This is a genomic window from Streptomyces sp. NPDC006372 (genome assembly GCF_040612515.1).
Taxonomy (GTDB): domain Bacteria; phylum Actinomycetota; class Actinomycetes; order Streptomycetales; family Streptomycetaceae; genus Streptomyces.
Genome location: NZ_JBEXQJ010000022.1, coordinates 1 through 13,179 on the forward strand (window position 1 = coordinate 1; position 13,179 = coordinate 13,179).

A 13,179-nucleotide genomic window follows, 5' to 3' on the forward strand; every position below is an offset into this window, starting at 1 on the left:
GGCCGTGGGCGAGGTCGACGTGCTGTGCACACACAACCCCCCCCAGGTCCCCGAACAGGTCTACGACACCCTCGCGCCCCCCTTAGAAACCGGCACCCCGGCCCAGCACGACCCCAAACCCCCCACCCCCCCCCCCGGCCACACGCCCCCCACCCCGCCCGGCGAGGTCGTGCGGGACCGGTAGGACATCACACGTTCGGCGGACAGGTCAGCCGCCCGGACGAACCCTCCGCTACGCCACACTTACGGCCGAACGTCGTGAACCGGACATGGCGGCGTGGCGGAGGAGTTGACGATGGCCATTTCCATCTCTGTGGTGCTGCTGCTCTTGATCCTGACGCTGATCTTCCTGCGCAGCGGCGGGCTGAAGGTCTCCCATGCCCTGGTCTGCCTGATGCTCGGCTTCTACCTGGCCAGCACGAGCATCGCCCCTTCCATCCAGAGCGGCCTCACGGCGACGGCGGACATCGTCAGCAGTCTGCGGCCCTGAGGTCAGGACCCCGAGAACACGCCGATGCCGTTCGGGACGGGGCGTTCGGCGCCGCCGCTCGGGTGGTTGCGTACGGAGACGCTGCTCGCGCCCGCCTTCCGGGCCACCAGCGTGGACGACCCGCCGCCGTCCAGGCTGAAGGCGTCCTGCGAGCCCAGCCGGCGCATGGCGGCGGCCACTTCGGCGATCGTCAGGCCGCTGCGGTAGTCGGGCGCGCCGTCCAGTGCCAGCAGCAGCACGCGTCGCCCGCCGTCGGCGATGCCCACGGCGGTACGGACGGCCGAGGCGGTGTCGTCCAGGCCCGGCAGCGGCCGCCCGCCCGTGAGGACCGGGTAGCCGCCGAGGGCGAGCCGGTACGGCATGCCGTTCCCGGCCGCCACGAGACGGCGCTCGACCTTGACCGCGTCGCCGGTGGCGAGCTTCCGCAACTGCTGCGCGCCCGCCTCCCGGCCGACCAGTACGGTCGTCCCCTTGGCGATGCGACCGCTGCCGGGGGTGTCCGCGGCGGAGACGACCCGGCCGCTGCGGACCGTCACCTCGTACGTGTCCGTGCTGCACGGAGCGGCCCGGTCGGCGTCCGTGCCGCAGGTGGCGCGGACCCGCGAGACATCGCCCCACTCGGTGGTGAACGCGCCGACCGAACCCACCGGCAGCGCGTACTGGTTGAGCCCGCCGAGCGGCAGCCGTGCCTCGGCCGTACTGATCGAGCCGTCGAGGGCCAGCCGGTCCAGCCGCGCCCGCCCGTCGGTGCCGACGCCGAACACGTCCTCGGTGGTCGTGCCGGGCGGCAGCGCCGGCCCGAAGCGCTGGCCGTCGGGTACGGCCGCCTTGAGCGTCCGCCCGGCCGCGATCGCCGGGCCCACACTCGCGCCGGTCGCCTCGACGCCCGGGTGCTGGGTCTCACTGATGTTGAAGAAGTCCCCGTTGACACCGGCTACGGCCCCCTGGCCGTCGGCCATCCGCGAGACCGCCGCGCGGGATGCCACCGCCCCGGGGTACAGCAGATCGACCCGGACACGCGGATGGTCCAGGTCGACGCTCAGCACATGCGCGTGCGCCACCCCTTTGGCCGCGGGAATGTCGAACTGCTCGTACGTCACGCCCGGAGCGACCTTGACGGCCTTCTGGGCGGCGCCGGCCGGTGCCGCCCCCACCAGGGCGGCACCGGCCAGCGCGCCGAACGCCGTGAGGAACGCCAGGACCGATCTGCCTGCTCCCCGTCGCTTGTGACGACCTGTCACCATGCCCCCTGATGTCTCGTCAGGTTTACCGACTGTCAGAGGAAGTGCAGCAGACAGTGGGGGCGGACGGAGTACCTCTGCGCCGACTACGCGGGAACGGGTGAGAAAACGTACCCCTCCGGGTGCTTCAGCTGTCGTCCGTTCCGGTGGCGTACGGCGTGAAACGAGCGGGCGCGTGGTCGACGGGCAGCCTTGGCCGCCAGGCCGTGAGCGCCTGCGCGCTGCACACGAACAGCTCCTCCGGCAGCCGGTCCAGACCGAACCAGCGCCAGCGGCCCACGCTCTCCCCGGGCTGGTCCGACGGCTTGCCACGCCAGGCGGTGACCCGGGTGGCCACGGTCACCCGTACGACACCGCCCGCGTCGTCGAGGAGCGTCCCGAGCAGCCGGACGTCCTCCGGGCGGGCCTCGAGCCCCGTCTCCTCGCCGAGTTCGCGCACGACCGCCTCCTGCAAGGACTCCCCGGGCTCCACCGTCCCGCCGGGCAGCTCCCAGGTGCCGTGCCGGTGCCGGCCGAGGAGCAGCCCGCGGGGACCGTGCAGGATGGCACCGACCCCGAGCGCCGCATGGGCGACCGGCGGCTTCGCGGTACGCGGCCGGGAGGAGACGCGGACCGGCCGGGTCGCTCGGAAGAGCCGGTAGGACGCGCGGTTGCCGGGCTCCGGTGTGTCGAGGACGTCGACGTGTTCCACCCGCAGCCCGTGCTCGGCGAGCAGAGCCGTCCAGAGATCCGTGGTGAGGACCCACATCCGGACGCTCACGTCACCGCCGCCGGCCAGCCGCAGGATCTCCGGCCGGGCGCCGGCCTCCTCCGACGGCCCCGCCCCCTGCGAGTTCGTGTGCAGCACGGTGAAACAGAACCTGCCGCCCGGCTTGAGCGCCCCGGCGAGCGCGGGCAGCAGCCGGTGCGGGTCGATGTACGGGACGGCGTTGACCGCGTAGATGACGTCGTACGGCTCCGCTGTGCGCAGATGCTCCACGGCGTCGGCCAGGACCAGGCGCAGCCCGGGCAGGGACCCGTAGCGGGCGCGCGCCCGTTCGTGCTGTCCGGCCGAGGCGTCGACCGCGTCCACCAGCGCGCCGTGGTCACGGACCAGATGCGCGGCGTGCCGGGCCGCACCGCACCCGAGGTCCAGCACGCGTCGGCCCGTCAGCTCCCCGAGGACCTCGGTCCCCGGCCCCGCGCCCTCGAAGCCCCAGTCGATCCTGGCCGCTTCGGGCACCACGGTGCCGCGCCGCAGATGGTGGTCTCCGTACGTGCACCAGGCCTCGGCGTTGACCGCCTCCGGTCGGGCCGCCAAGGCTCAGCCGCCCGCCGCCGCGTCACGCGGAAGCACCGTGACGCGGTGGAAGTTGCACCGGGCGAGCCGCGGCTCGTCGGAAGCGGGCCGGGACTGGTGGGCCTTGAGGGCGATGCTGACCAGGCCCAGCAGCAGGTCGACGTCCGCCGAGCAGTCGAGGTGGACCGTCACCCAGCACGAGCCGGGAACCAGGTGGATCGCGCTCGAACCGGCGAGGTCGTAGTGGATGCGCTGGATGGCCCGGTGGGTGAGGTGGAGGTCCACGTCCCGCGTGGAATGGAAGTGGACGATCTCGTCACGGGCAGAACGGAGCGCCCGTCCGGTACCGCAACTCGCCGGGCCCGCCATCAGGTCGGGCCAGGCCTGCAGGCGCTCCAGGGCGCGCTGGGCCAGACTCATGGCCCCATCGTCGCCTGCTCACCGGGCCGCAACCAGAGGTTGAGTGATTTGTAACCGGGACGTGAGGAGCGGGGCCGGAACGACAGAGGCCCGAACCGGCCTTGCCTGGATGGAGTTGGCGACCGGTCTCAGGGTCGTCCGGCGACGGCGGCGGGATCGTCCAGCACCGCCCGCACGACCGAGTGCGCGGCCCCGAGCAGCGGCCCCTCCGGGCCCAGCCGTGACACGGACACGGGGCAGGCCGGGCCCGCCGTGCGCCGCGCCAGCTCGTCCCGCAGCGAGGGCAGCAGCCAGGGAGCCAGCCCGGACAGCTCCCCGCCCAGCACCACGCCCTCCGGGTCGAGCAGGTTGACCGCCCCGGTCAGGGCGACACCGAGCGCGGTGCCGGCGTCGCGCAGCGCACGGATCACGTCCTCGTCACCCTCCGCGGCACGCCCCGCGAGCAGCCCGACCCGGTCCTCGCCCGGTTCCAGCCCGGCCGCCCGCAGCACCGCTTCCTCGCCGGCGTACTGCTCCAGGCACCCGCGCCCGCCGCACGGGCACCGCGGGCCGTCCGGCCGGACCGGCACGTGTCCCAGCTCGCCCGCGAAACCGCGCGTGCCGCGCAGCAGTCCGCCGTCCACCACGACCGCCGCACCGATACCGATCTCCGCCGAGACGTGCAGGAAGTCGCGCGGCGTGCCGTCGCCCAGCCAGAGTTCGGCGAGCGCGCCGAAGTTGGCCTCGTTGTCCACGGTCAGCGGGAGGCCCGCCGGCAGCAGGGCACCGAGGTCCGTGTCCCGCCAGTCGAGGTTCGGGGCGCGGACGACGGTCCGGGCGTCGCGCGCCACCAGACCCGGCACGGCCACGGCGAGCCCGGCCGGCCACAGGCCCTCGCCCTCCGCCTCGGCGACCACCCGGCCTATCAGCTCGGTGAGTTCCGCGACGACCGGGCGGGGGGAGCGACCCCGGTTCGGGCCCTGCCGGACGGCCCGGGACCGCACCTGCCCGCGCAGGTCGACCGCGCAGACCGCCAGGTGGTCGACGCCCACCTCCGCGCCGATCCCGGCAGGTCCGCGCCCGCTGACGGCGAGCGCCGACCCGGGGCGGCCCACTCGCCCCGGCCGCTCCGGACCCAGTTCCTCGATCAGCCCCGAGCGGATGAGTTCGTCGACCAGCGTCGACACCGCGGCCCGGGTCAGACCGATCCGCGAGGCGACGGCGGCCCGGGACAGCGGCCCCTCGGCGCGGACGGCGTGCATCACCCGGGCGAGGTTGCGGCGGCGCATGCCCTGCTGGGTGTCGGGCAGTGCGCGTCCCGGTCCGGCCGGGTGAGCCTCGTGCGGTGGTGCGGTCATGCCTGAGCCAGTCCTCAGTGGGTGTCCGTGGGCCGCTCCAGCAGCGGAGCCGCGTCGGAGAGTACCCCGGCGATCCTGGCCAGCGTCTCCTCGTCCCGCTCGACGGGTTCGAGGACCGGCCCGGCCGCCGTGTCCCAGCGCCGCGCGACCGCCGCCGCGTCCTCCCCGGTCAGCAGCCCGGCCGCCTGCGCGGCGGCGCCGAGAGCCACCAGCTCCCTGGCCTCCGGGACCTGCACGGGGCGCCCCGACAGCCGCCGAACGGTCTGCTGCCAGGCCGTGCCCCGGGCACCGCCGCCGATCAGCAGCAGGGGCGACGAGGGGTCGGCCTCCTCGTCCAGAACCAGGTCGAGCGCGCCCAGCAGGGAGTGCACGGCACCGTCGTAGGCGGCCTGGAGCAGCTGACCGGCGGTCGTGTCGTGGCGCAGGCCGTGCAGCACACCGGAGGCGTTCGGCAGGTTCGGGGTGCGTTCGCCGTCCAGGTAGGGCAGCAGCGTCACGGCCGTGCCGGGCTCGACGGCCTCGCGGTCCAGGCCCAGCAGCGTCGCGACCCGGTCGACGGCGAGCGTGCAGTTCAGGGTGCAAGCCAGGGGCAGCCAGTCGCCGCGGGCGTCGGCGAAGCCCGCCACCGTGCCGCTCGGATCGGCCGGCCGGTGCCGCGACACCGCGTACACGGTGCCCGAGGTGCCGAGACTCATCACCGGCACGCCGGGACGCAATCCCAGGCCGAGCGCCGCGGCCGCGTTGTCGCCGGTCCCGGGCGCGACCAACGTGCCCTTGGAGAACGGCAGATCATGACTGTCCCGTACCGTGCCGGCCACCTCGCCGGGCCGGACCACGCGGGGCAGCAGGGCGGGGTCGAGCCCCACGTGCGCCAGGATCTCCGCGTCGTACGACTCCGCACCGGACGCCCACCAGCCCGTCCCGGAGGCGTCACCGCGGTCGGTCGTGCCCTGCCCGGTGAGCCGCTCGGTGAGGTAGTCGTGGGGGAGGCGCACGGCCTGGGTGGCGCGGGCCGCCTCGGGCTCGTGCTCGGCGAGCCAGGCCCACTTGGTGACCGTGAAGGAGGCGGCCGGGACACTTCCGGCGCGGTCGGCCCAGAACTTCGCGCCGCCCAGTTCCTCGGTCAGCCGGCGGGCCTGCGGCGCGGAACGCACGTCGTTCCACAGCAGCGCCGGACGCACCGGGTCACCCCGCCCGTCCAGGGTGACCAGGCCGTGCTGCTGCCCGCCGACCGACACGGCCGCGGCCTCGTGCGCCGCGTCACCGCACTGGCGCAGGGCCTCGCACAACGCGTCCCACCACTGGCGCGGATCGCTCTCGCGCCCCGCACCCGAGGAGACCGTGTGCGGCGCCTGGCCGCTCGCGACGACCCGGCCGGTGGCCGCGTCGACGACCAGTGCCTTGGTGGACTGGGTGGACGAGTCCACGCCGACGACGAGCGGACCCTCGGATGCTGACATCGGGCTTCTCCCTCTTCTCGCGTCCCGCTTCTCTCGTCCCGAGACATCTTGTCTCTTCCCAGAGAGGTGCCCGCATACTAATTTGTAAATCGGCATGACGAAATAGCCCAGCGAGCAAGGAGCCGCGGCATGAGCTTCCAGCCCACCCCCGAGGACAGGTTCACCTTCGGCCTGTGGACCGTCGGCTGGCAGGGACGGGACCCCTTCGGCGACGCCACGCGACGCGCCCTCGACCCGGTCGAGACGGTGCAGCGCCTGGCCGAGCTGGGCGCCCACGGCGTCACCTTCCACGACGACGACCTGATCCCGTTCGGCTCGAGCGACACCGAGCGCGAGGCGCACATCAAGCGCTTCCGGCAGGCGCTGGACGTCACGGGCATGAAGGTCCCGATGGCCACCACCAACCTCTTCACGCACCCGGTCTTCAAGGACGGCGCGTTCACCGCCAACGACCGCGACGTGCGCCGCTACGCGCTGCGCAAGACCATCCGCAACATCGACCTCGCCGTCGAGCTCGGCGCCCAGGTGTACGTGGCCTGGGGCGGTCGCGAGGGCGCCGAGTCCGGCGCCGCCAAGGACGTCCGCGCGGCTCTGGAGCGGATGAAGGAGGCCTTCGACCTGCTCGGTGAATACGTCACCTCGCAGGGCTACGACCTGCGCTTCGCCATCGAACCCAAGCCGAACGAGCCGCGCGGCGACATCCTGCTGCCGACCGTCGGCCACGCCCTGGCGTTCATCGAGCGCCTGGAGCGGCCGGAGCTGTACGGCGTCAACCCCGAGGTGGGGCACGAGCAGATGGCCGGGCTGAACTTCCCGCACGGCATCGCGCAGGCGCTGTGGGCGGGCAAGCTCTTCCACATCGACCTCAACGGCCAGTCCGGCATCAAGTACGACCAGGACCTGCGTTTCGGCGCCGGTGACCTGCGCGCCGCGTTCTGGCTCGTCGACCTGCTGGAGTCGGCCGGTTACACCGGTCCGCGGCACTTCGACTTCAAGCCGCCGAGGACCGAGGACCTCGACGGGGTGTGGGCGTCGGCGGCCGGCTGCATGCGCAACTACCTCATCCTCAAGGAGCGCGCCGCCGCCTTCCGCGCCGACCCGGAGGTCCAGGAGGCGCTGCGCGCGTCCCGCCTGGACGAGCTCGCCCTGCCGACCGCCGCGGACGGCCTCCAGTCCCTGCTCGCCGACCGGTCGGCCTTCGAGGCCTTCGATGTCGAGGCGGCCGCCGCCCGTGGCATGGCCTTCGAGCGCCTGGACCAGCTGGCGATGGACCACCTGCTGGGCGCGCGCGGCTGAGCGCACGCGCGCGTGCCGGGCCGTCGGCCGGTCAGAGGTGAGTGACCGGCCGACGGCCCCTACACAGCGGAAGCGTGCGATCCCTGCCATGGTCGGTCTGCAGGTGCAGGTGCAGGTGCAGGGCGAGCACTTCCCTATAGGTTCAGCGTGTTGAAGGGCTGCCCCCAGTACACCGTCGGCGCTGAGGCGGGAATGGCCCGGCGTCCGCTCCCGCCCGACGCACCGCACGAACCCTTCGTCCGGGCCGCACCGGCCCACAGCCCGTGGGCGGCTCTGCTCGGCACGCGGCCTGACCTGCCCTGAGTACCGCAGGCCTCAGCGCACGACCGTTCGCGCGATCGTCGCTTGGCCGCCGACCCGGATTCGGCGCTCCACGCCGTCGTGGTGAACGGTTGCTGTGATGGTCGACGGGCAGCCGAGGTGGTCGCCCATGTCGACGATGAGACGGTCCGTACCGGATCCGGCCGCGTGCGCGGCCAGGCAGGCCGTGCTGTTGGCGTTGGCGATGTCCTCGGGGACTCCGATCGACGGCGCGAACATCCGGGCTGCCGCCCGGCCGTGCCGGTCGGGGAGCGAGTAGGCGTAGCAGCCCAGCAGACCGTGGCGGTCGCAGGCTGTGCGCAGCAGGGTGAAGTCCGGGGTGAGCTCGGCCAGTACGGCGCGGGACCGGACGGGCAGCAGAAGCCTCGGCCGCCCGTTCGACGCCACGCAGGTGTCCCCGGCGACTGCGTCCTCGGGCAGTCCGAGGCCGTGTGCGATCGCCTCCACTTCGGGCCCTCGGGCGTCGCTCAGGCCGACCGGGCCTGGATCGAACGATGCTGTCAGGCTGTCACCGTTTCGGGTGGCCCGGCCGTCGAAGCTGCGGTGGGCCGTCCGCAGGACGGCGCGGTAGTCGTCGCCGCCTTCACGTTCGGCGAGCAGCGCGAGGGCGGCGACGGTGCCGTGGCCGCAGGCGGGCAGTTCGCCTGCGGCGGTGAAGAACCGGAGGGTGTACGACGGATGGGCGCGCTCGGCTCCGGTCGCGCGGAGAAAGACGGCGTGCGACGTTCCCAACTCCGTGGGAACACGGCATCGTTCCTCGTCGGTCAGCGGCGCGTCGTCCAGAACGGCGGTCGGGCTGCCACCCCTGCGCTGTCGCTGACACGCGTCGACGATCGCTACCTCGGGCACGGCACCGGGCCGGTGGTCAGCAGCATCGTCAGGTCGAGTGCGGGCGCGCTGTGTGTCAACGCTCCGACCGAGATGAGGTCGACGCCCGTTCCGGCGATGGCGCGGACACTGTCCAGGCGGACGGTGCCCGAGGCCTCCAGCTGGATCCGGGGAGCGTCGGCCCGTCCGGCCCGGATCTTCACCACCTGCTCGATGTCGGCCAACGGCATGTTGTCGAGCATGATCCAGCGAGCCCCGGCATCGAGCGCCTCAGCAGCTTCTGCCACGGTCTGCACCTCGACATCGACCTCCACCGTCTGCCCGGTACGCGCCATCCCGCGGCGGACCGCCTCGATCGCTGCGGTCACCCCGCCCGCCGCGGCGATGTGGTTCTCCTTGAGCAGGACCATCGCCGCGAGGTCGAGCCGGTGGTTGCGGCCACCGCCGACGGCCACCGCGTACTTGTCGAGGGCACGCAGGCCCGGTGCCGTCTTGCGGGTGTCCAGAATGCGGGTCTTGGTCGCGGCCACGGCCTGGACGTAGCGGTCGGTCAGTGTCGCGATGCCGCACAGGCGCTGCAGGAAGTTCAGCGCCGTGCGCTCCCCGGTGATCAGGCTGCGCGCCGGGCCGGACAGGCGCATCAGGACGTCGCCCTCGGTCAGCCGGGCGCCGTCGGTGACGCTCGCCTCGATCTCGACCTCGGGATCGACCTGCGCGAAGACCTCGGCGACCACGGGGAGGCCGGCGGCAATGCCGCTCTGCCGGGTGCGGACTTCGGCCGTGGCCGCCAGGTCTTCGGGAACACTCCACGCGGTGGTGATGTCGTTCCCCGAGGCGTCCTCGGCCAGGGCGGCGGCGACCGCGGCCCGTCCCGCAGCCGAGGGAAACTGTGTCGTGGCCATCTGCTCTCCATCTCCGAGTGGTCGACGGTGATCGTGGATTCCGCAGTGCACGGTGCGGGGCGACGCGGGCGGGTGGTTGCCGCGACGGCCCCCTTCGTTTCGTTTTCCGAAGCGATCGCCGATGGTAGCGTTTCGGAATCCGAAGCATCAACCTTGGAGGCTGGACTCCACGCCATGCCAACCCCGAAACCCGGCAAGCCAGTTCGTGGTTCGACCACCGGTCGCCCCCTCATGGCCGCACTCGACCTGTTCGGACGGCGGTGGAGCCTGCGCATCCTTTGGGAGCTGCGCGGGGGCCCTCTCGGGTTCCGCCCCCTGCAGCAGCAGTGCGACGACATGTCCTCCAGCGTGATGCGGCAGCGCCTGACCGAGCTGCTGGATGCCCACGTGGTTCACCAACTACCCGACAGCCGGTACGAGCTCACTCCACTGGGGCGGGATGCCTGCCTCGCACTCGGCCCCCTCGCCCAGTGGTCGGAGCGCTGGGCGGCGATGGTCGACCCGCAACCGGCGCACCGCAACCGCGAGCGGCCCGCCGACGGCACCGGCACCTAGGTCCTCGCCGAGCTGGGTGCTGAGCACGCTCGATGACGGGCTTTCACAACGGCGCTGCAACTCCCCGAAGCCTGCCGGGGATTGGCGCAGTTCCACAGGATGCGCAGCGTCCAGCGCCGCCCGAGCGGATCGAGTGCAGCCATGACCGGGCGGCGCCCTGAATGGGACCTCGTACCGGTGAACCCGGCCGAGGCGTTCCGGCTTCCCTGCCTACTCCTTGCGCTTCGGTTTCCGAAGCGCCATAGTGATTCGGAAACCGAAGCAGGAGGGGTCCATGCCACGCATCGAACCGCTCACACTGGTCCGGGCACTGCACGGCAACCCGGAAACCGCACGCACCGGTTGATCTCAACAGCACACCACAATCAGCCAGACCGCCTGGCAGGCTTGTCCGAACACAGGAGGTTTCCATGGCCAAGGGCTACTGGGTCAGTGTCTACCGCACCATTTCCGACCCCGAGAAGCTGGCCGCCTACAACAAGCTGGCCGGTCCGGCCGTCCAGGCCGGGGGCGGGCGGAGGCTCGCCGTCGGCGGTCGGGTCGTCGCCCACGACGCCGGAATCGCCGAGCGCACCGTCCTGATCGAGTTCGACACCTTTGAACAGGCGGTCGCGGCACGCGAGAGCGCGGCATACCAGGAGGCGCTGGACGTCCTTTCCGACGCCGTCGAGCGCGACTTCCGCATCGTCGAAGGCGTCGACTGACCGGCCCCGCGGGCGCCGCGCCATCATGCGGGCTGGGTGGTGATGGTGCACAGGCGCTTGGTGGCCCGGGTCAGGGCCACGTACAGGTCCCTCTCCCCGCCGGGGCGGGCCGTGATGATCTCCTCGGGGTTCAGGACGACGACCCCGTCGAACTCGAGGCCACGTGCTTCGGACGCGGGCACGATGCGTGCGTGGTCGGCGATGCCGTGAGCCGTCAACTGGCTTACCCGGGTGTCCGCGCAGATCACTCCCAGGAGTTCGTCCGGCTGCGCGGTGCTCTGGGCGCGCAGTTCCTCCACGACGGCGGTGACCAACCCGTCCCCATGTGTGGTCACGGTGCGCGGGCTCTCACCGCTGCGCAGTGACCGTGTGGGCCGCTGGTCCGGAGCGATCCGCGCGAGCAGGTCCCGGACGCTCTCCAGGATCTCCTGCGTGGTGCGGTAACTGACCGTCAGGTCGTGCAGCCTGAACCGCGTCCCGACATGCGGGCTCAGGGCTTCCTTCCAGTCGCGTGCCGTCGTGGCCGGGCCCGACTGGGCGAAGTCGCCCACCAGCGTCATCGCCCTCGCCGGGCAGCGGCGGACGATCATCCGCCACTGCATAGCGGTCAGTTCCTGCGCCTCGTCGACGACGACGTGCCCGTACGTGCGCTCGGGCGGGCCGTCGACCAGGCTCGCCGCCTCGTCCAGCAACGGCACGTCCGCATCGGTCCACGGGGCGTCCGGGGCACGCAGGAGAAGGGACCGCTCCTGCGGGGTCAGGGTCGGCAGGCGCTCGGCCAGGGCGTCGGCATCCGTCAGCAGTGCCTTCACGAGGTCGCCGGGTGCCAGCCTCGGCCACAGCGCCTCGACCGCCCGGTCGACACCGGCGTCGTCGAGAAGATCGGCCCCGATGGCGTCCAAATCCAGCTCGTGGACCGGACCCGGGTAGGCGGCGCCCTCGGCACGGCGCTGGGCGACTCCGGTGAACCGGTCGAAGTTCAGGCCCGTCATCTGCTCGGCATCGGCGTCGATCTGCTCCAGGAGGTCGCCCATGTCCCGTTGCATCGCGTCGGTGACGGCGTCTACCAGGAGTTCCTTGAACGCCTGGCGCGCGGGGTTGTGGCCGGATGTGGCCGCCAGGGCGGCGGCGCGTGCAGTGGCGACCTCCTTCTCGGACAGGTGGACCAGTTCCTGCCCGACCCGGACGGTGAAGTCACCGGCGGGGGCCTGGTGGTCTCGCAGCAGGCCGGCCAGGGCGTCGGCGAGGTCCAGGCCGCCCTTGAGGCGCGCCGTGTCGAACGGGTCCACCGCGTCCGGGGACACTCCGGCCAGTTCCTGACAGGTCGCCAGATCGACGTCGTTCTCCCCGAGCGAGGGAAGGACCTGGGAGATGTAGTCGAGGAAACGGGCGTTGGGGCCCACCACGAGGACGCCTTCCTCCGCGGCGCGCGGGAACGCGTACAGGACGTAGGCCGCCCGGTGCAGGGCGACCACCGTCTTGCCGGTGCCGGGACCGCCCTGCACCACGGTGACCCCGCGGTGGGCGGAGCGGACGATCTCGTCCTGCTCGGCCTGCAGCGTCGCGACGGCCGCTTGCATTCGGCCCGTACGCCGTGCCGACAGAGCCTCGGTCAACGGGCCGTCCCCCACGACGTCCTCGTCGGTCGGAGCGGACCCGTCCAGCAGTTCGTCGCTCACCGAGACGACCGTGCGCCCCTCGAGGCGCAGGTGCCGGCGCCGCCGCAGATCCATCGGGTGGACCGGTGTCGCCTCGTAGAAGGGCCGCGCCGCGTTCGCGCGCCAGTCCACGAGCAGCGGCAGGTCATCCTCCTCCGTCTGCAGTCCGATCCGCCCGATGCGCAGGGCCGTGCCGTCCGTCCAGTCGATGCGCCCGAAGACCAGCCCCTTCTCGGCGCCCTCCAGCCGGCCGATCTCCTTGGTCAGACGCTCGGCGGCGATCTCTCTCTCGTATGCCTCGCCGGCGCTGTCCGCCTGGGCCTTCAGCACACTCGCCCGGTTCGCTCGCGCCTCCGAAAGCCGCTCGGTAAGCAGCTCATACAAGGAGGACACGTAACGTTGCTCCGATTCAACCGCACGCACGGCAGAATCATTTATGCTTGACAACAAGAAACTCCTTCGATTCGGCCGCACCATACGGCCAAAGTCCCCTAAAGGTAAGTCTTGACTTACTTGTTGCGTCTATGTCCTTACGGCTGACCGCACTTCGTGCCATGCATTCCGTCGTTTCCCTTGAATGTCGGTGCTACTTTCCAGGCACGGGAAAGGCAGTGAATCCACGGGAAAGGCTCGTGGTCCGGTTGTGCGACGCGGCGATTTGGGTGGTGTCCCCGCCGCCGTGTGCGGC

At 72.2% G+C, this 13,179-nt stretch carries 12 protein-coding genes and 1 pseudogene; 5 read left to right on the plus strand and 8 right to left on the minus strand.

The annotated features are described in order from the left end of the window. Together ABZ016_RS27455 and ABZ016_RS27460 are read left to right on the plus strand one after the other, a co-directional pair. Positions 1-184: pseudogene (locus ABZ016_RS27455) on the plus strand (hypothetical protein); the annotation flags it as partial. A 111-nt stretch (positions 185-295) separates the two neighbouring features. Continuing rightward, positions 296-490 carry a hypothetical protein gene (locus ABZ016_RS27460; RefSeq protein ID WP_003988670.1) on the plus strand — a complete coding sequence of 65 codons (195 nt, stop codon included), beginning with the start codon at positions 296-298 and terminating at the stop codon, positions 488-490. 2 nt (positions 491-492) lie between these two features. Here ABZ016_RS27460 and ABZ016_RS27465 read toward each other — a convergent pair whose 3' ends face one another. The 5 genes from ABZ016_RS27465 to xylB form a co-directional block, all read right to left on the minus strand. After that, the gene (locus ABZ016_RS27465) at positions 493-1,731 is read right to left on the minus strand and encodes a phosphodiester glycosidase family protein (protein ID WP_356919485.1); all 1,239 of its coding nucleotides are present in this window, start codon (positions 1,729-1,731) and stop codon (positions 493-495) included. 127 nt (positions 1,732-1,858) lie between these two features. Beyond that, the gene (locus ABZ016_RS27470) at positions 1,859-3,031 is read right to left on the minus strand and encodes a bifunctional class I SAM-dependent methyltransferase/NUDIX hydrolase (RefSeq protein WP_356919366.1); all 1,173 of its coding nucleotides are present in this window, start codon (positions 3,029-3,031) and stop codon (positions 1,859-1,861) included. A gap of 3 nt (positions 3,032-3,034) precedes the next feature. Then, positions 3,035-3,430: a luciferase family protein gene (locus tag ABZ016_RS27475; protein ID WP_356919367.1), complete on the minus strand. Its 396-nt coding sequence runs from the start codon at positions 3,428-3,430 to the stop codon at positions 3,035-3,037. Positions 3,431-3,558: 128 nt separating this feature from the next. Then, complete coding sequence (locus ABZ016_RS27480; protein WP_356919368.1) at positions 3,559-4,767, minus strand: ROK family transcriptional regulator; 1,209 nt, start codon at positions 4,765-4,767, stop codon at positions 3,559-3,561. A gap of 14 nt (positions 4,768-4,781) precedes the next feature. After that, the gene (xylB, locus tag ABZ016_RS27485) at positions 4,782-6,227 is read right to left on the minus strand and encodes a xylulokinase (protein WP_356919369.1); all 1,446 of its coding nucleotides are present in this window, start codon (positions 6,225-6,227) and stop codon (positions 4,782-4,784) included. A 129-nt stretch (positions 6,228-6,356) separates the two neighbouring features. On the opposite strand from xylB, the gene xylA reads away from it, so the two are divergent. After that, the gene (gene xylA, locus ABZ016_RS27490) at positions 6,357-7,523 is read left to right on the plus strand and encodes a xylose isomerase (RefSeq protein ID WP_356919370.1); all 1,167 of its coding nucleotides are present in this window, start codon (positions 6,357-6,359) and stop codon (positions 7,521-7,523) included. A 315-nt stretch (positions 7,524-7,838) separates the two neighbouring features. Here the strand turns inward: xylA and ABZ016_RS27495 are convergent, their stop codons facing one another. Together ABZ016_RS27495 and nadC are read right to left on the minus strand one after the other, a co-directional pair. Then, positions 7,839-8,693, minus strand: coding sequence for a PhzF family phenazine biosynthesis isomerase (locus ABZ016_RS27495; RefSeq protein WP_356919371.1), 855 nt, complete (start codon positions 8,691-8,693; stop codon positions 7,839-7,841). Next, positions 8,681-9,574, minus strand: coding sequence for a carboxylating nicotinate-nucleotide diphosphorylase (gene nadC / locus ABZ016_RS27500; protein WP_356919372.1), 894 nt, complete (start codon positions 9,572-9,574; stop codon positions 8,681-8,683). Before nadC ends, ABZ016_RS27495 begins: the two co-directional genes overlap by 13 nt. A 231-nt stretch (positions 9,575-9,805) precedes the next feature. Between nadC and ABZ016_RS27505 the strand changes: the two genes are divergently transcribed. Together ABZ016_RS27505 and ABZ016_RS27510 are read left to right on the plus strand one after the other, a co-directional pair. Next, positions 9,806-10,129: a helix-turn-helix domain-containing protein gene (locus ABZ016_RS27505; protein WP_356919373.1), complete on the plus strand. Its 324-nt coding sequence runs from the start codon at positions 9,806-9,808 to the stop codon at positions 10,127-10,129. Between the two features lie 410 nt (positions 10,130-10,539). Beyond that, positions 10,540-10,833 carry a DUF1330 domain-containing protein gene (locus ABZ016_RS27510; protein ID WP_356919374.1) on the plus strand — a complete coding sequence of 98 codons (294 nt, stop codon included), beginning with the start codon at positions 10,540-10,542 and terminating at the stop codon, positions 10,831-10,833. Between the two features lie 23 nt (positions 10,834-10,856). Here ABZ016_RS27510 and ABZ016_RS27515 read toward each other — a convergent pair whose 3' ends face one another. Then, a complete protein-coding gene (locus tag ABZ016_RS27515; RefSeq protein ID WP_356919375.1) occupies positions 10,857-12,884 on the minus strand; it encodes an ATP-dependent DNA helicase in 2,028 nt (675 codons plus the stop codon). Between the last annotated feature and the right edge of the window lie 295 nt (positions 12,885-13,179).